Annotated in this window: 17 protein-coding genes; 7 read left to right on the top strand and 10 right to left on the bottom strand. The window is 66.9% G+C overall.

What is annotated here, in order from left to right; genetic code table 11:
* Positions 1-102 precede the first annotated feature (102 nt).
* The 3 genes from ACT2FV_RS28610 to ACT2FV_RS28600 all read left to right on the top strand — a co-directional run bounded on the left by ACT2FV_RS28610 (position 103) and on the right by ACT2FV_RS28600 (position 2834).
* Positions 103-345 (top strand): DUF3311 domain-containing protein, encoded by a 243-nt coding sequence (locus tag ACT2FV_RS28610; RefSeq protein ID WP_059600360.1) that lies wholly within the window; start codon positions 103-105, stop codon positions 343-345.
* On the top strand, positions 342-1892 hold the full coding sequence (mctP, locus tag ACT2FV_RS28605; protein ID WP_059680633.1) for a monocarboxylate uptake permease MctP: 1551 nt from the start codon (positions 342-344) through the stop codon (positions 1890-1892). The genes ACT2FV_RS28610 and mctP overlap by 4 nt, the downstream gene beginning before the upstream one ends.
* A 429-nt stretch (positions 1893-2321) precedes the next feature.
* A complete protein-coding gene (locus ACT2FV_RS28600) occupies positions 2322-2834 on the top strand; it encodes a hypothetical protein (RefSeq protein WP_444505221.1) in 513 nt (170 codons plus the stop codon).
* 53 nt (positions 2835-2887) lie between these two features.
* Here ACT2FV_RS28600 and ACT2FV_RS28595 read toward each other — a convergent pair whose 3' ends face one another.
* From ACT2FV_RS28595 to ACT2FV_RS28575, 5 genes are all read right to left on the bottom strand, one after another.
* Positions 2888-3340 carry a VOC family protein gene (locus tag ACT2FV_RS28595; protein ID WP_059527353.1) on the bottom strand — a complete coding sequence of 151 codons (453 nt, stop codon included), beginning with the start codon at positions 3338-3340 and terminating at the stop codon, positions 2888-2890.
* 246 nt (positions 3341-3586) lie between these two features.
* Positions 3587-4540: a transaldolase gene (tal, locus tag ACT2FV_RS28590; RefSeq protein WP_124903321.1), complete on the bottom strand. Its 954-nt coding sequence runs from the start codon at positions 4538-4540 to the stop codon at positions 3587-3589.
* 169 nt (positions 4541-4709) lie between these two features.
* The gene (locus ACT2FV_RS28585) at positions 4710-5921 is read right to left on the bottom strand and encodes a benzoate/H(+) symporter BenE family transporter (protein ID WP_059600364.1); all 1212 of its coding nucleotides are present in this window, start codon (positions 5919-5921) and stop codon (positions 4710-4712) included.
* A 57-nt stretch (positions 5922-5978) separates the two neighbouring features.
* Positions 5979-7154 (bottom strand): vWA domain-containing protein, encoded by a 1176-nt coding sequence (locus tag ACT2FV_RS28580; protein WP_124626783.1) that lies wholly within the window; start codon positions 7152-7154, stop codon positions 5979-5981.
* 21 nt (positions 7155-7175) lie between these two features.
* Positions 7176-8018: an AAA family ATPase gene (locus ACT2FV_RS28575; protein WP_151049678.1), complete on the bottom strand. Its 843-nt coding sequence runs from the start codon at positions 8016-8018 to the stop codon at positions 7176-7178.
* A 246-nt stretch (positions 8019-8264) separates the two neighbouring features.
* On the opposite strand from ACT2FV_RS28575, the gene ACT2FV_RS28570 reads away from it, so the two are divergent.
* Together ACT2FV_RS28570 and ACT2FV_RS28565 are read left to right on the top strand one after the other, a co-directional pair.
* Positions 8265-8624: a c-type cytochrome gene (locus tag ACT2FV_RS28570; protein ID WP_011885616.1), complete on the top strand. Its 360-nt coding sequence runs from the start codon at positions 8265-8267 to the stop codon at positions 8622-8624.
* A gap of 40 nt (positions 8625-8664) precedes the next feature.
* Positions 8665-9024, top strand: a complete 360-nt coding sequence (locus tag ACT2FV_RS28565) for a c-type cytochrome (RefSeq protein ID WP_011885615.1) — start codon at positions 8665-8667, stop codon at positions 9022-9024.
* A gap of 72 nt (positions 9025-9096) precedes the next feature.
* Here the strand turns inward: ACT2FV_RS28565 and ACT2FV_RS28560 are convergent, their stop codons facing one another.
* Complete coding sequence (locus ACT2FV_RS28560; protein WP_409360402.1) at positions 9097-9564, bottom strand: DUF1841 family protein; 468 nt, start codon at positions 9562-9564, stop codon at positions 9097-9099.
* 235 nt (positions 9565-9799) lie between these two features.
* On the opposite strand from ACT2FV_RS28560, the gene ACT2FV_RS28555 reads away from it, so the two are divergent.
* Positions 9800-10729, top strand: coding sequence for a DMT family transporter (locus ACT2FV_RS28555; RefSeq protein WP_444505220.1), 930 nt, complete (start codon positions 9800-9802; stop codon positions 10727-10729).
* A gap of 109 nt (positions 10730-10838) precedes the next feature.
* Here ACT2FV_RS28555 and nth read toward each other — a convergent pair whose 3' ends face one another.
* Positions 10839-11483: an endonuclease III gene (gene nth, locus ACT2FV_RS28550; protein WP_124626789.1), complete on the bottom strand. Its 645-nt coding sequence runs from the start codon at positions 11481-11483 to the stop codon at positions 10839-10841.
* On the bottom strand, positions 11480-12475 hold the full coding sequence (rsxB, locus tag ACT2FV_RS28545) for an electron transport complex subunit RsxB (RefSeq protein ID WP_444505219.1): 996 nt from the start codon (positions 12473-12475) through the stop codon (positions 11480-11482). Before rsxB ends, nth begins: the two co-directional genes overlap by 4 nt.
* A gap of 156 nt (positions 12476-12631) precedes the next feature.
* Here rsxB and ACT2FV_RS28540 point away from each other — a divergent pair, with 156 nt between their 5' ends.
* Positions 12632-13264, top strand: coding sequence for a TetR family transcriptional regulator (locus ACT2FV_RS28540; RefSeq protein WP_041490613.1), 633 nt, complete (start codon positions 12632-12634; stop codon positions 13262-13264).
* A 97-nt stretch (positions 13265-13361) separates the two neighbouring features.
* Here the strand turns inward: ACT2FV_RS28540 and ACT2FV_RS28535 are convergent, their stop codons facing one another.
* Positions 13362-14849, bottom strand: a complete 1488-nt coding sequence (locus ACT2FV_RS28535; protein WP_444505218.1) for a polyhydroxyalkanoate depolymerase — start codon at positions 14847-14849, stop codon at positions 13362-13364.
* A 211-nt stretch (positions 14850-15060) separates the two neighbouring features.
* On the bottom strand, positions 15061-16890 hold the full coding sequence (locus ACT2FV_RS28530) for a glycoside hydrolase family 15 protein (RefSeq protein WP_059600372.1): 1830 nt from the start codon (positions 16888-16890) through the stop codon (positions 15061-15063).
* Positions 16891-17038: the final 148 nt, after the last annotated feature.

Raw genomic sequence — 17038 nt, 5'->3', positions numbered from 1 at the left:
CTGGCGCGAAGCCAGGGGAGCCGCAGCTTACCCGTTTTGCCCCTCCTCTCGCCGCCGTACCCGCTTGACAAGATCGATAACCGGGAAAGATGAGGAGACGTCATGGCTCACGATGCCGACGCCAATCGGGCCGCCAAGCGCTGGCTCTGGCTGCTGGTGCTGCCGCTGATCGCGATGGTCTGGGTGCCTTCGTACAGCAAGATCGAACCGCAATGGTTGGGTTTTCCGTTTTTCTACTGGTACCAGTTGCTGTGGGTGTTCATTAGCGCGGTGATCACCGCGTTCGTGTATTTCAAGACCAAGCACGCATGGAAGGCAGGCGGCACGCAGGGAGGTGCGCGATGAATCTCGGCGCGACCTTCGTCTTCGTACTCCTGTTCATCGGTGTCACCATACTCGGTTTTCTCGCCGCGAACTGGCGGCGCGGCGATCTCGCCCACCTCGACGAATGGGGGCTCGGCGGCCGTCGCTTCGGGACGATCGTCACGTGGTTCCTGCTCGGCGGCGACCTCTACACGGCCTACACGTTCGTCGCGGTGCCCGCGCTCGTGTTCGGCGCCGGCGCGATGGGCTTCTTCGCGTTGCCGTACACGATCCTGATCTACCCGTTCGCGTTCGTCGTGTTTCCGAAGCTGTGGAGCATCGCGAAGCGGCACGGCTACGTGACGGCCGCCGACTTCGTCAACGCGCGTTACGGCAGCCGGATGCTCGCGCTCGCGATCGCGGTGACGGGCATCCTCGCGACGATGCCGTACATCGCGCTGCAGCTCGTCGGCATCGAAGTCGTGATCGGCGCGCTGGGATTCGACACGACCGGCTTCGTCGGCGACCTGCCGCTCATCATCGCGTTCGCGATTCTCGCCGCATACACCTACACGTCGGGGCTGCGCGCGCCCGCGATGATCGCGATCGTGAAGGACATCCTGATCTACATCACGATCGCGGCGGCGGTCATCGTCATCCCCGCGAAGCTCGGCGGCTTCAGCCACATCTTCGCGTCGGTGCCGCCGGCGAAGCTGCTGCTGAAAGCGCCCGATGCGACGAGCCTGAACGGCTACAGCGCGTATGCGACGCTCGCGATCGGCTCCGCGCTCGCGCTGTTCCTGTATCCGCACTCGGTCACGGCGATCCTGTCGTCGGCGTCGGGCAACTCGATCCGCCGCAACATGGCGATGCTGCCCGCGTATTCGTTCGTGCTCGGCCTGCTCGCGCTGCTCGGCTACATGGCGCTCGCGGCGGGCGTGAAGGACATGCCGCAGTACGCGCCGTACTTCAAGGCGTTCGGCCCGAACTTCGCTGTGCCCGCGCTGTTCCTCGAGTATTTCCCGTCGTGGTTCGTCGGCGTCGCGTTCGCGGCGATCGGCATCGGCGCGCTGGTGCCGGCGGCAATCATGTCGATCGCGGCCGCGAACCTGTACACGCGCAACATCCACCGCGAGTTCGTGAACCGCAACATGACGCACGACCAGGAGACGCACGTCGCGAAACTCGTGTCGCTGATCGTGAAGGTCGGCGCGGTCGCGTTCATCCTCGGGCTGCCGTTGACGTACGCGATCCAGTTGCAGCTGCTCGGTGGGATCTGGATCATCCAGACGCTGCCGGCGATCGTGCTCGGCCTGTACACGCGCGTGCTCGACCATCGCGGCCTGCTGGCCGGCTGGGCGGCAGGCATCGTGTGCGGCACGTGGATGGCGATTTCGCTGAAGCTAGCCAGCTCGATCTTCACGATCCACCTGTTCGGTCTCGCGATTCCCGGCTACGCGGCCGTGTGGTCGCTGGTCGTGAACCTGGTGGTATCGGTGGCGGTGAGCGTGCTGGTGCGCATGATGGGCATGGCGCACGCGGAGGACCGCACGCGGCCGGAGGATTACCTCGACGTCGTCGAGGGCTGAACGCCTTCCGGCTGTTGCAGTTTCGACACGGCGCCCGCGACGCAAATCGCGGGCGTTTTGCATGGTCCGCCGTGAACGCCCCGTGCGGCCGTGCTTCCGTTTCCGTTGATCTCCAAGCGATTCTAGGATAGTCGCGCCGCGGCGAAAATCGGTGGAAGACCGATTGGAAGCTGCGCTTCCCGTTTGCCAGTATTGCGTCCCGCCCGGCCACGCCGGGTGATTCGATCTCGACACGATTCGACTACATGAGGGATGCAATGATGAAGATTGGGTTGCTGGTGCTTGGCCTGTGGTGCGCCGCGCTTGCCGGTTGCGTGAACGCGTACTACCGGTGAGGCGAACGATGAGAGTCCTGTTGATGTGGGTGCTCGTCGCCCCGATCCTGCTCGCCGGCTGCGCGAACATGTATTACCGGTGATGGTGGGCCCGATGAAAACGATCTTGCCGGCCGCGCTGCTGTGCGCGATGCTCGCCGGCTGCATTTCAGTCTACGGTCCAGGACAGCGGTACGCGGCGCGCGATGCGCCGCCGCAGCGGCAGGATACGTCCGACGGCGCGCACGGCGCCGACGATGCGTCGGGCATCGTAATCGGCAATCGTAAGTATGACGAAGTATGGACGGCCGTCGCGCAGTTCTACGCGGACCACAAGCTTGCCGTGCGCGTCAGCGATCGCGATGCGGGGCTCCTGGCCGCCGCCTATGCCGATTATCCGAACGCAGGGAATTTCCTGGATTGCACCGAGCTGAAGCAGACGTCCAACGTGACACACACGCTGAAGGTGGTGACGCGCATCGACGACGCCACGCAAGGCGTGACCGTGTCGATCGACGTCGCGGGCACGGCCAGCGTGGTCGCGGCCGGCAAGCAGAAGAGCGCGCGCGTCGCGTGCCGCTCGAACGGCACGCTGGAGCGGGCGCTGGCGGAGGCGCTGCGCAAGTAGCGAGGCCGCCCGGATCACGGCGCTTGCGCGGCGGTCCGGGCGGCGCGCGTGCGTTACTGCCCCGCGCGTTTCGCGAGATCCTCGCGTTGCGAGAGATCTTCGACGTTGACCATCCAGTGCACGCCGAAACGATCCTTCGCCATGCCGAAGCCGAGCGCCCAGAACGTCTTGCCGAACGGCATCGTCACTTCGCCACCGTCGGCGAGCGCATTGAACAGCTTCTGGCCTTCTTCGACCGTCGCCGGGTTCAGCGACAGCGAATAACCCGAATGCGTGCCGCCCGGCTGGCTGCAGTCGCCGTCCGAGCACATGATCATCGAGTCGCCGATCGTGAAGCTCGCATGCATCACCTTGTCGCTCATCTCCGGCGACATCGGGTAGTCGGGATTCGGCGGCGCGTCCTTGAAGTGCATCTTGAACATCGTCTTCGCGCCGAGCGCCTTTTCGTAGAACTGAAGGGCCTCTTCCGCGCGGCCGTAGAACGTCAGATACGGTTGGACCTGCATCGTTGTCTCCTGTTGGCCGGGCCGGCATGTCGGTGCCGGCCCGGGTACTTCCAAGATTGACCGGGAAGAGCACGCCGGGATGCGGCCGGCGCACTCGTGACGTGGATTGTAGTGCGCGCGCTTGACGATGGAATGAAAAATAAAAACGGCCGCGAACACGGAGTTCGCGGCCGTTCGTCACGCTTGCTGACGGCTGTTGTCAGGCTTGCTGACAGTTCAACTGACAACCGTCACGTGCAGCACGGTTCAGCGCAGTGCATCGATCAGCTTCTCGAGCTTCACCGCGTCGGCGGCGAACACGCGGATGCCCTCGGCCAGTTTTTCCGTTGCCATCGCTTCGTCGTTCAACTGGAAGCGGAACGATGCCTCGTCGATGGCGACGCGCTCGGTCGGCTTGTCCTGCAGCGCGTCCGGCGACAGCTTGCGTGCCACCGTATCGTTGCTTTCCTGCAGCTTCTGCAGCAAATCGGGGCTGATCGTCAGCAGGTCGCAGCCCGCGAGCTCGGTGATCTGGCTCGTCGTGCGGAAGCTCGCGCCCATCACTTCGGTGTTGTAGCCGAACGTCTTGTAGTACGTGTAGATGCCTCGCACCGACTGCACGCCCGGATCGTTCGCACCGCCGTTCTTCGCTTCATCCCAGTCGGCCCCGGCCTGCTTCTTGTACCAGTCGTAGATGCGGCCGACGAACGGCGAGATCAGTTGCGCGCCGGCTTCCGCGCATGCGGCGGCCTGGACGAGCGAGAAAAGCAGGGTCATGTTGCACTTGATCCCTTCCTTCTGCAGCACCTCGGCCGCGCGAATGCCTTCCCACGTCGACGCGAGCTTGATCAGGATGCGCTCGCGGCCGATGCCGGCGGCTTCGTAAAGCTTGATGAGCTCGCGACCCTTGTCGATCGAGCGCTGCGTGTCGAACGACAGGCGCGCATCGACCTCGGTCGACACGCGGCCCGGGATCAGCTTCAGGATCTCGGTGCCGAATGCGATCAGCAGGCGGTCGATGATGAAATCGGTGCTTTCGTTGCGATGATCGCGGACGGTTTTCTCGAGGATCGGCTTGTACGCGTCCTTCTGGACGGCCTTCAGGATCAGCGACGGGTTCGTGGTCGCGTCCTGCGGCTTGTATTGCGCAAGCTGCTGGAAATCGCCCGTGTCGGCGACGACGGTCGTATATTGCTTCAGCTGGTCGAGTGCGGTAGTCATGGCGATTCGGGAGGAGGGCGCAAGGCGCCGGGGTTCTCACGGGCCGCGCGAGCGCGGCAGCGAAGCGAGGCGGCGCCCGGGCGCCACCTCCGATCCGCTATTTTAGGCCCGAATCGCGTCGTGCACGTTTCGGCGTGCCGTTTGCGGTGCGGGGCCGCGCCATGCGGCGCTACGCGGGGCGCCGCGCGTTCAGGATCACCTGCGTGACGATCCCCGCGACGAGCCCCCAGAACGCCGAGCCGATCGACAGCAGCGTGAGGCCCGACGCGGTGACCATGAACGTGACGAGCGCGGCTTCGCGCTGCTTCACGTCCTGCATCGCATTCGCGAGCCCGCTCATGATCGAGCCGAACAGCGCGAGCGCGGCGACCGACACGACGAGCGCCTTCGGCAGCGCCGCGAACAGCGCGGCGATCGTCGCGCCGAAGATCCCGGCGACCAGGTAGAACGTGCCGCACCACACGGCGGCCGTGTAGCGCTTCGCGTGATCCTCGTGCGCTTCGGGGCCGGTGCAGATCGCGGCTGTGATCGCCGCGAGGTTCACGCCGTGCGAGCCGAACGGCGCGAGCAGCAGCGATGCGAGACCCGTGGTCGCGATGAGCGGCGACGACGGCGTCGAATAACCGTCCGCGCGCAGCACGGCGATGCCGGGCACGTTCTGCGATGCCATCGCGACGACGAACAGCGGAATGCCGATGCTGACGATCGATGCGATCGAGAACGCGGGCATCGTGAACACGGGCTGCGCGAGCGCGATGTGGAAGCGGCTGAAGTCGAGCAAGCCGAGACCGCCGGCCACCGCAGTGCCGACGATCAGCGTCGTGACGATCGCGTAACGCGGCGCGAGTCGCTTGACGATCAGGTAGGTGAAGAACATCGCGAGCACGAGCGCGGTCTGGAACTGCGCGGCGCGGAAGATCTCGATGCCGATCTCGAACAGGATGCCCGCGAGCAAGGCGGCCGCGATGCCGGCCGGAATGCGCCGCATCAGCGTGTCGAACAGCCCGCTCACGCCGACCGCGGTCAGCAGCAGCGCGCACACGACGAACGCGCCGATGGCCTCGGGGTACGGCACGCCGGGCAGCGACGCGATCAGCAGCGCGGCGCCGGGCGTCGACCATGCGACCACGACAGGCGCGCGAAAGCGCAGCGACAGGCCGATCGTCGTCAGCGCCATGCCGATCGACAGCGCCCAGATCCACGACGAGATTTGCGCGTCGGTCAGGTGCGCGGCGCGGCCGGCCTGAAACATCAGCACGAGCGAGCTCGTGTAGCCCGTCATCATCGCGACGAAGCCGGCGACGAGCGCGGAAACGGACGTGTCGGTGAAAAAGCGGCGGCCGCCGGCGCGGCCAGCGCTCGCGGTGGGCGAAGGGTTCATGCTATCTCCGGGGGGAGGCCGCTCTGACGCGGCCTTCGTGTCTGCAGGGCGGGTTCGTTATTTGCTGAGTGCGCGCATCGCGGTTTCGAGGCCCGCGAGCGTGAGCGGATACATGCGCTGGCCGAGCAGGTCGCGGATCACCGCGACCGATTGCCGGTACTCCCATAGCCGCTCGGGCTCGGGGTTCAGCCAGGCATGGTGGGGGAACTGGTCCGCGAGGCGGCGCAGCCAGACGGCGCCGGCTTCCGGGTTGTTGTATTCGACCGAGCCGCCGGGCTGCAGCACCTCGTACGGGCTCATCGTCGCGTCGCCGACGAAGATCAGCTTGTAGTCGGGCGTGAACTTGTGCAGCACGTCCCACGTCGCGGTGCGCTCCGAGTGACGACGGCGGTTGTTCTTCCACAGGTGGTCGTACACGCAGTTGTGGAAGTAGTAGAACTCCAGGTGCTTGAATTCGGCCTTCGCGGCCGAGAACAGCTCTTCGGTGCGCTTGATATGGTCGTCCATCGAGCCGCCGACGTCGAGCAGCATCAGCACCTTCACGTTGTTGTGACGCTCGGGCACCATCCGCAAGTCGAGCCAGCCGGCGTTCGCGGCCGTGCTGCGGATCGTGCCGGGCAGGTCGAGCTCCTCGGCCGCGCCTTCGCGCGCGAAGCGGCGCAGGCGCCGCAACGCGACCTTGATGTTGCGCGTGCCGATTTCGACCGAATCGTCGTAGTCGCGGTACGCGCGCGCCTCCCACACCTTGACGGCGGTACGGTTGCCGTTCGACGGGCCGCCGATGCGCACGCCTTCCGGGTTGTAGCCGCCGTGCCCGAACGGCGACGTGCCGCCGGTGCCGATCCACTTGTTGCCGCCTTCGTGGCGTTCCTTCTGCTCGTCGAGCAGTTCCTTCAGGCGCTCCATCAGCTTGTCGAGCCCGCCCATCGCTTCGATCTGCGCCTTTTCCTCCGGCGACAGCTCGCGCTCGAGGCGCTTCTCGAGCCAGTCGAGCGGGATGTCGAACGCTTCGGACGGCAGCACGGACACGCCGTGGAAATACGCGCCGAACGCCTGGTCGAACTTGTCGAAGTACTGCTCGTCCTTGACGAGCGTCATCCGTGCGAGGAAGTAGAACGCGTCGATCGACGGCGAGATCAGGCCAGCCTTCAGCGATTCGAGCAGCGTCAGGTATTCCTTCACCGAGACGGGCAGCTTGGCTGCGCGCAGCGCGTAGAAGAAATTGAGCAGCATGGCCGGGCCTTCGCGGGTGGGTTACCGGTTGTGCCGGTTCATGTAGACGAGCCGCTCGAGCAGGCTCAGATCCTGCTCGTTCTTCAGCAGCGCGCCCGCGAGCGGCGGCACGATCTGCTTCGCGTCGGCGCCGCGCAGCGCGTCGGCCGGGATGTTCTCGGCGAGCAGCAGCTTGAGCCAGTCGAGGAGTTCGGACGTCGACGGCTTCTTCTTCAGCCCCGACACGCCGCGCAATTCGAAGAAACTTTGCAGCGCCGCCTGCAGCAATTCTTCGCGGATGTTCGGAAAGTGGACCGCGACGATCTTCTGCATCGTCGACGGATCGGGAAACTGGATGTAGTGGAAGAAGCAGCGGCGCAGGAACGCGTCGGGCAGTTCCTTCTCGTTGTTCGACGTGATGATCACGAGCGGGCGGTGCTTCGCGCGTACCGTCTCGCGCGTCTCGTACACGTGGAATTCCATCCGGTCGAGCTCGCGCAGCAGGTCGTTCGGGAATTCGATGTCGGCCTTGTCGATCTCGTCGATCAGCAGCACGCTCGGGTGCTCGGCGTCGAACGCCTGCCACAGCACGCCCTTGACGATGTAGTTCGAGATGTCCTTCACGCGTTCGTCGCCGAGCTGCGAGTCGCGCAGCCGCGATACCGCGTCGTATTCGTACAGGCCCTGCTGCGCCTTCGTCGTCGACTTGATGTGCCACTGCAACAGCGGCATGTCGAGCGCGGCCGCCACTTCCTCGGCGAGCATGGTCTTGCCGGTGCCGGGCTCGCCCTTGATCAGCAGCGGGCGTTGCAGCGTCAGCGCGGCGTTGACCGCGAGCTTCAGGTCGTCGGTGGCGACGTAGTGCGAGGATCCTTCGAAACGCATGGCGGCGCTCTTTCCTGGTCGCAAAAAAACCCAGTATAAGTCAGAAGGGCTGTCCGGTTGGCCCGGGGCCGCGTATCGTTGCGGGGTTGCGGCGGGGCCGGACTGGGGCGCCATATGGACGCGTTCCCCGCCGACGCGGTACAATCTGGCCGTTTTTTTTGGCCTGCGTGGCGATCCGATAAGCAAAACGGCGCGGGCCGTTGCCGCTTCGGCGCCAGTTTCCCCTCAAGCTAGGTTACAAGAGCTATGAACAAATTCGTCGGCAAACACGTCGTTGTCGCAGCGCTCGTGGCGCTCGCGGGCAGCGCGCAGGCGGCCGGTGTGGTCGGCAACCCGAAGGACGGGGCGAGCAAGGCCGCCATGTGCATCGGTTGCCACGGCATCCAGGATTACCGCGCGGCGTACCCGGAGGTCTACCGGGTGCCGGTCCTCGGCGGCCAGAACCAGCAATACCTCGAGAACGCGCTGAAGGCCTACCGCAAGAAGGATCGCCACTTCCCGTCGATGAATGCGATCGCCGGTTCGCTGACGGACCAGGACATCGCGGATCTGGCGGCTTACTACGCCGCCCAGAAGGCCGACACGAAGGACAATCCCTACAAGTAAAGCGCGCGCCGCCGATCTGACCGGCGGGACAGGAGCATTCATGAATAACGCATTCAAGACGGCGGCGGTTGCACTGGCGGCCGGCCTCGCGATCGGTACCGCGCATGCGGCGGACACCACGAAGGGCAAGGAGCTGGTCGAGTCGCACAATTGCGCGGCCTGCCACGGCGCGCAGCTGAACAAGCCGATCAACGCAGAGTATCCGCGCCTCGCCGGCCAGCACGCCGACTACCTCGTGTGGGCGATGCGCCAGTACCAGATGGGGCTGACGAACCCGCTGCTCGGTCGCAATAACGCGATCATGCAGGCGCAGGTGCAGAACCTGTCGGTCAGCGACATGAAGGACATCGCGGCCTACATCGAGTCGCTGAAAGAGACCGATCTCGTCTTCAAGAAGTAAGCGCATCGGACCTTCCCGGTCCGTGCAGCCAGAGTACCCCGCCGCGGCGGGGTATTTTTTTGTCCGCGGCGCTCAGTCGCGCGACGCGCGGCGCAGGATGCGCTGCAGGTACGCGTCCGTATCGGGCGGCGTGCCGGTGCGCTGCGCTTCCCAGATCGTCTCGCCGAGGCATTCCATGATCATGTGCTGCGCCTCGTGGGTCGAATCGAGCTTCGCGGCCAGCTTGTCGTGCGCGGCGCGGATGCCGGGCGGCTGGTCGATCGACAACTGCTCGCTGATCGCGAGGTGCATCGACAGGTGCAGGAACGGGTTCGTGCGGCCTTCCTCGGGCGTGTAGTTGCGCGCGGCGGCGCCGTCGGCGTCCGCGAGGTCGTCGTGGTATTCGGGATGCTCGACGATCCAGTCGGCTGCCATCGCTTCCAGTGGCGTCAGGATCTCGCCGGCGCGCTGCTTGCGCCAGGTCTCGGTGAAAAAGCGACGGACTTCGTCGCGACTCGGATTGAACATGGTGGGGATGCGTCGTGATTCGGGCGGCGTCATGCCGCGTCGCGCATTGTACGCCGGGTCGGCGTACGGCGCTGGCGGCGGGCGGCGGGCGGCGGGCGGCGGGCGGCGCGCGGGCGGGGCGCCCGCCGTGGCATAGCGCGGGCGACGTCAACTGGAGTCGGCCGGCGCGGGCCGCGGCGCGGCGCAACGGGTAAGCGCGGGCTAGGCTGCCGGCCACCGGGCCGTTAAACTCCGACGATTCCCGTCGTCGCGCTCACACCGTTCCGTCATGTCCGCCACCGTCCGCTCATCGTCCGCCGCGCTGCAGGGCGCGCTCTATGTCGCGCTGTCCGCCGCCGCATTCGGCGCGATGGCGATCTTCGGTCGTTATGCGTATGCGGCCGGCGTCGACGTGCTCGGGCTGCTCATCGTGCGCTTCGCGATCGGCGGCGCGGTCCTTGCCGCGATCGCCCGGCACCGCCGCGTCGCATGGCCGCGCGGCCGCGCGCTCACGCCGCTCGTGGCGATGGGTGCGCTCGGCTACGTCGGGCAGTCGTTTTGCTATTTCAGCGCGCTCCAGCATGCGCAGGCGAGCCTCGTCGCGCTGCTGCTGTACCTGTATCCGGCCTTCGTCACGCTGTTGGCCGCGTGGTGGCTCGGCGAGCGACTCACGCGCGCGAAGGCTGTCGCGCTCGTGCTCTGTGTCGCGGGCTCCGCGCTGATGGTCGGCGGCGGCCACGGCGAGCCGCTCGGCATCGCGCTCGCACTGGCCGCCGCGGTGATCTATTCGCTGTACATCGTCGGCGGCACGAAGGCGACGCGCGGCGTCGATCCGCTCGCGACCACCGCGATCATCTGCCTGTCGGCGACCGCGACGCTCGTCGTGATCGCGATCGTGCGGACCACGGCGTTCGGCGCGCCGCCGCGCTGGCCGGAGACGGGCGCCGGCTGGGCGTCGATGCTCGCGATCGCGCTGGTGTCGACGGTCGCAGCGATGCTCGCGTTCTTCGCCGGGCTCGAGCGGCTGGGGGCCGCGCGCACGTCGATGCTGTCGACGCTCGAACCGGTCGTGACGGTCGCGCTCGCGGCGCTGCTGTTCGGCGAGGCGCTGTCGCCGTTGCAGTGGGTCGGCGGCGTCGCGATCCTCGCGGCCGTGCTGGCGCTCGTGCGTGCGGGCGGCGCGGCGGCCGACGACGCGACGGCGACGTCCAACGCATAAGCAGGGAAACGGGGAAAGTCGTGGGGGCCGCAACGGCGCTCCCGGGTCGTGCCCGCGCGCCGCGCACGGCTCGGGCGGCCGCTTGCGGCGCGTCAGCCGCGGCCGGCGGTCACTCGTTCGGCGGTGGTGTCTTCGGCCGGAATTCGCACAGCGGCTCGATCGCGCAGTGCCAGCATTCGGGCTTGCGGGCCTTGCACACGTAGCGACCGTGCAGAATCAGCCAGTGATGTGCGTCCTGCAGGAATTCCTTCGGCGTGAACTTCTCGAGCGCGGCCTCGACGGCTCGCACGTCCTTGCCCGGCGCGAGCCCCGTGCGGTTCGCGACGCGGAAGATATGCGTGTCGACCGCGATCGTCGGCTGGCCGAACGCGGTGTTCAGCACGACGTTCGCGGTCTTGCGGCCGACGCCCGGCAGGCTCTCGAGCGCTTCGCGATCGGCCGGCACTTCGCCGTCGTAGCGCTCGAGCAGGATGTTGCACGCCGCGATCACGTTCTTCGCCTTGGTGCGGTAGAGGCCGATCGTCTTGATGTAGTCGGCGACGCCTTCTTCACCGAGCGCGACGATTTGTCGCGGGGTGTTCGCGACCGGGAACATCTTGCGCATCGCCTTGTTGACCGACACGTCGGTTGCCTGCGCGGACAGCATCACCGCGATCAGCAACTCGAACGGCGTCGTGTATTCGAGCTCGGTCGTCGGATGCGGATTGAGGCTCTGCAGCGTTTCGTAGATCGCGCGTCGTTTGGAGGCGTTCATGGACGGTTCTTGTCGGGCGGCGCGGTCGGACCGTTCCGGTCGTCGTTGTTCGGATCGTCGTGGTCGTCGCGGGTGTCCGCAGCCTCGGTGTCGCGCTGCGCCTGCTGTTCGGCGAGCCGCTTGCGGCGGGCTTCGGCCGCGTCGATCTGCGCCTGCACGGCCGCGCTCACGCCTTCGGTGTTCTTCGGCCCGGCACCTCGTTCGGACAGTTCTTCCTTCTTCTTTCGTGCGCGTTCGAGCGCGGCGGCGATGATCGCGCGTTTCCTGGCGTCGGCATCGTCGGCCGGGGCGGCGCCCGGTGCGCCAGACGGTGCCGCCGCCGGCGCAGCCTTGGCCGCGCCGGCACTGGCCGTGCGGCGGGCGGCGGCACGCGCTTCGGCGGCCTCCCGTTCGCGACGCTGGCGGGCGAGCCGGCGGTCGTGGCGTTCGCGCGCGGCGTCCGCCTGTTCCTGCGACCACGCGTCCCAGCCGGTGCGCTCGTCGGTCACGGGGACCATCGCGATGCAGTCGACCGGGCAGGGCGGCACGCACAGGTCGCAGCCGGTGCACAGCGATTCGACGATCGTGTGCATCTGTTTCGGTGCGCCGACGATCGCGTCGACCGGGCATGCCTGCATGCACAGCGTGCAGCCGATGCACAGGCTTTCGTCGATGAACGCGACGGCGCGCGGATGCTCGGTGCCGCTGACGGGGTTCAGCGGGATCACGGGCTTGCCGAGCAGGTTCGCGAGGCGTGCGATGCCTTCGGCGCCGCCGGGCGGGCACTGGTTGTAGTTCGCGTTGCCGGCGGCGATCGCGTCCGCGTACGGACGGCAGCCGTCATAGCCGCACTTCGTGCATTGCGTCTGGGGAAGCAGATCTTCGATGCGATCTGCGAGGGTCTTGGAATCGGTCACGGTGACAACGGGCGCAGCAGCGCCGAATGGCTCTCGGCCGCGTCTGGCGCGGCCGGAAAGGTTTGCCAAACCTCGATTATCGCCGATTTCCCGCATTGCGCTGGACGCTGTCTGTGCGCATAATCGAACCGCTTTTTTGCAGGGGCTCAGCAGGAGGGCGGCCGCACGCGGTGCGCTCGTTCCAGGGCAGCCGGCGCCGAGGCGGTGGGGGTGCCGGTCCGGATCACGCGGCTCACATAGCAAAACGCCACCATGAATCAGCCAAAAATCAAAAGAGATCCTGAAGGTACCCGCCGCCGCATCCTGATGGCGGCAGCCGAAGAGTTCGCGAGTGGAGGGCTGTTCGGCGCGCGCGTCGACCAGATCGCGCGCCGGGCCGAAACCAACGAGCGCATGCTCTATTACTATTTCGGCAGCAAGGAGCAGTTGTTTACGGCCGTGCTCGAACACGCGTTCTCCGCGCTGACCGAGGCCGAGCGCGTGCTCGATCTCGACGGCGTCGCGCCCGTCGAGGCCGTCACAAGGCTCGCGCACTTCGTGTGGGATTACTACCGCGATCATCCGGAGCTGCTGCGGCTCATCAACAATGAGAACCTGCACGAAGCGCGCTACCTGCACAAGTCGACGCGAATCCGCGAGATGATGTCGCCGATCGTCGCGAAGCTCGGCAACGTGCTGATGCGCGGCCAGAAGGCCGGGCTGTTCCGCAGCGACGTCGATCCGCTGCGCTTCTACGTGACGCTGTCGGGGCTCGGCTACTACATCGTGTCGAACCGTTTCACGCTGGCCGCGACACTCGGCCGCGACTTCAGCGAAGCCGACGAGCGCGCGGAGATGGTCAGGATGAACACCGAGGTGCTGCTCGCGTACCTGTTGCGACGCTGAGCCCGCGCGCCGATGAGCGGCTCACCGTTGGCCGCCGGATAAAAAAACGCCGCCGTGCGCAAGCAACGGCGGCGTTTTTGCGTCGGAACGCGGCGCGTCAGGCGGCCTTGCGCGCGCGAACGGTTTTGGCGCGTGTGCCGCCCGCGCGTTTCGCGGCCGGTGCGGCCTTCGCGGTTGCCGTCTTGGCGGGCGCAACCGTCACGGCCGGCGCCTTCGCGCGCGCGCGCTTCGGGGCGGCCGCGCGCACCGTCACCTCGGGTTGCGGCTTGCCGGCCGGCACGGCGGTGAGCGTCGTCGCTGCCGGTGCTTCGACGGGCACCTTGGTCGCGCCGTTCTTCGGTTCCGGCGCATGCTCGCGGATGAAATCGCGCAGCTGCGGGTAAATGATCGTGCGCCAGCGGCGGCCCGAGAAGATCCCGTAGTGACCGCACTTCTCGGCGGTCAGGCTGCGGCGATCGTCCTGCGGGATGCCCGTGCACAGCTCGTGCGCGACGTGCGTCTGGCCGCTGCCCGAGATGTCGTCGAGTTCGCCCTCGATCGTCATCAGCGCGGTGTGCTTGATGTCCTGCGGACGCACGCGCTCGCCTTCGACATCCCACGTGCCTTCCGCGAGCCGGAATTCCTGGAACACGACGCGGATCGTCTCGAGGTAATACTCGGCCGCCATGTCGAGCACCGCGTTGTACTCGTCGTAGAAGCGGCGGTGTGCCTCGGCGTCATCCTCGTCGCCGCGCAGCAGGCTCTGGTAGAAGTCCCAGTGCGACTGCGCGTGACGTTCCGGATTCATGGCGACGAAGCCCGTGTGCTGCAGGAAGCCCGGGTACACCTGGCGGCCTTCGCCCGGATAGTTCGCGGGCACCGTGTGGATCACGTTGTTCTCGAACCACGCGGTCGAGTGCTGCGTCGCGAGCGAATTGACCGACGTCGGGCTGCGGCGCGCGTCGATCGGGCCGCCCATCATCGTCATCGTGAGCGGCGTGTCCTCGCCGCGGCTCGCCATCAGCGAGATTGCCGCGAGTACCGGCACGGTCGGCTGGCACACGGAAATCACGTGCAGGTTGCGCGCGCCGATGTGGCGGATGAATTCCTGGATGTACGCGATGTAGTCGTGCAGGTGGAACGGGCCGACCTCGACCGGCACCATCCGCGCGTCGATCCAGTCGGTGATGTACACCTTGTGATCCTGCAGCAGCGTGCGCACGGTGTCGCGCAGCAGCGTCGAGTGGTGGCCCGACAACGGCGCGCAGACCAGCACGACCGGCTCGTCCTTCAACTGCGTGACGGCATCGGCGTCGTCCGAATAGCGTTTGAAGCGCAGCAGCCGGCAGAACGGCTTCTCGACGATCGTCTGCTCAACGATCGGGATGTTGTGGCCGTCCTTGACGATCTGATGAATGTTGAATTCGGGCTTCTCGTAATCCTTGCCGAGCCGGTACATGAGCTCGTACGCGGCGGCCATCCGCGTCGCGCCGGGCATCAGCGAGAACGGGCTGGACGGATTGGCGAACGATTTGGATGCGGCCTGGGCCCAGGCCGTGAGCGGGCTCAACATCGCCCGCTGGAATTCGTGCAGTTGGTAAAGCATGCAGACTACTCCCGCGTGGGGGACGGTGCGCAAGGGCGGCGTGGGGCGTCGCGGCGTGCCGTGTGGGTCGGCGACCGGCCATGTTGCAGTGCGGCCGGACAATCGAATCGATCATATCGGACAACGATGGGTGGTGCAATGCAACATTTCCCCGATTTTTCATCAAACTGTTGCGAATTGACGATCTCTGAAGAAGCCGTTCCGCCCCCGGTCAGCGCCCGGTCGCCACGGCCGGCGCGGGCTGGCCGGCCGCGCGCGCCATGGCGTCCTCGTGGTGCATCAGGTTCATCGCGGTGTGCACCAGCGCAACGTGCGAGAACGCCTGCGGGAAGTTGCCGACGAGCCGGCCCTCGACCGGGTCGTATTCCTCGGCGAGCAGCCCGAGGTCGTTGGACAGCGCGAGCAGCCGGCTGAAGAGCCGGTGCGCGTCGTCGATCCGGCCGAGCAGCGCGTAGTTGTCGACCAGCCAGAAACTGCAAGCGAGAAACGTGCCTTCGCCGGGCGGCAGGCCGTCGTCGTACTCCGTCGTTCGGTAGCGCATCACGAGGCCGTCGTGCAGCAATTCCCGCTCGATCGCGTCGACCGTGCCGACGATGCGCGGGTCCTCCGGCGGCAGGAAGCCGAGCAGCGGCATCAGCAGCACGCTCGCGTCGAGCTCGTCGCTGCCATAGCTCTGCGTAAACGCCCGTTTGCCTTCGTGCCATGCGTTGTCGCAGACGTCGGCGTGGATCCGGTCGCGCAGCGCGCGCCAGCGGTCGAGCGACGCGGGCAGCCGGAACATCTCCGCCGACTTGATCGCGCGGTCGAACGCGACCCACGCCATCACCTTCGAGAACGTGAAATGGCGGCGGCCGCCGCGCGTTTCCCAGATGCCCTCGTCGGGCTCCTGCCAGATCTTCTCGAGATGATCGAGCAGCGAACACTGGACGGACCACACCGTGTCGTCGGCCTGCAGGCCGCCCACGCGCGCGAGGTGCAGCGCGGCCATCACTTCGCCGAACACGTCGAGCTGGAGCTGGTTCGCCGCGCCGTTGCCGACGCGCACCGGTTTCGAGTCCTGGTAGCCGGGCAGCCAGTCGAGCTCGATTTCCGGCAGCCGGCGCTCACCCGCGATCCCGTACATGATCTGGATTTGTTCGGGCGAGCCGGCCATCACGCGGCCGAGCCATGTGCGCCAGGCGCGCGCCTCGTCGTAGTAGCCGCCGCGCATCAGCGCGAGCAGCGTGATCGTCGCGTCGCGCAGCCAGCAGTAGCGGTAGTCCCAGTTGCGGTTGCCGCCGATCTTCTCCGGCAGCGACGTGGTGGGCGCCGCGACGATCCCGCCGGTCGGCTCGTACGCGAGTGCCTTCAGCGTGATCAGCGAGCGGCGCACGGCGGCCGCGTAGCGACCCTGCACCTGGCAGCGGCCCGACCATTCGAGCCAGTAGTTCTCGGTGCGGGCGAGCATCGACAGCGGATCGCGCGCGGGCGGCAACCGCAGGTGCGACGCCGCGTAGCTGAGCGAAAACGGCACGCGTTCGTCGGCGCTCACCGTGAATTCCGCGAGCGTATGGAGGTTCTTGCCCGTGAGCGGCACGGGCGTGCGCAGCACGACGGTATCGGGGCCGGCGATCGCCTTCATGCCGTCCTCGCGCGTCAGCTGCGTGACCCACGGGACGGAGAAACCGTAGTCGAAGCGCAACACCAGTTCCATGCGCATCTTCATCGTGCCGTGGCGGCCGACGACGATCCGCACCAGTTCGGACCAGCCGTTGCCGGGCGGCATGAAGTCGATCACGGTGACGGCGCCGTCGGCGCTTTCGTAGTCGGTTTCGAGGATCAGCGTATCGCCGCGATAGCGGCGCGTCGTGTGCGTGATCGCGGCGTCGGCGGCCGGCGCGAGCAGCCAGCGGCCGTGCTCGGGCGTGCCGACCAGCGCCGCGAAACAGGCGCCCGAATCGAAGCGGGGCCAGCACAGCCAGTCGACGGAGCCGTCTTTCGAGATCAGCGCGGCGGTGTGGCCGTCGCCGACGAGGGCGTAGTCTTCGATCAGGGCGGGCATGGGCAAGCGGTCCTTGGGTATTCGAGTTCACTATGCAGGCTGCGGCGCCCGGGCTTCACGTGCCGGCGTCGCGCCCCGTATACTCGGCCGGGCGGCGGAGCGCATGAACGGCCGGCGTTTCGTCCTATCTCAACACTTGAAGCGACTC

The sequence above is a fragment of the Burkholderia sp. PR2 genome (genome assembly GCF_052372875.1).
GTDB classification, from domain to species: domain Bacteria; phylum Pseudomonadota; class Gammaproteobacteria; order Burkholderiales; family Burkholderiaceae; genus Burkholderia; species Burkholderia diffusa.
Note: the sequence above shows the minus strand (reverse complement) of the source record. Positions and strands in the feature narration are given on the sequence as shown.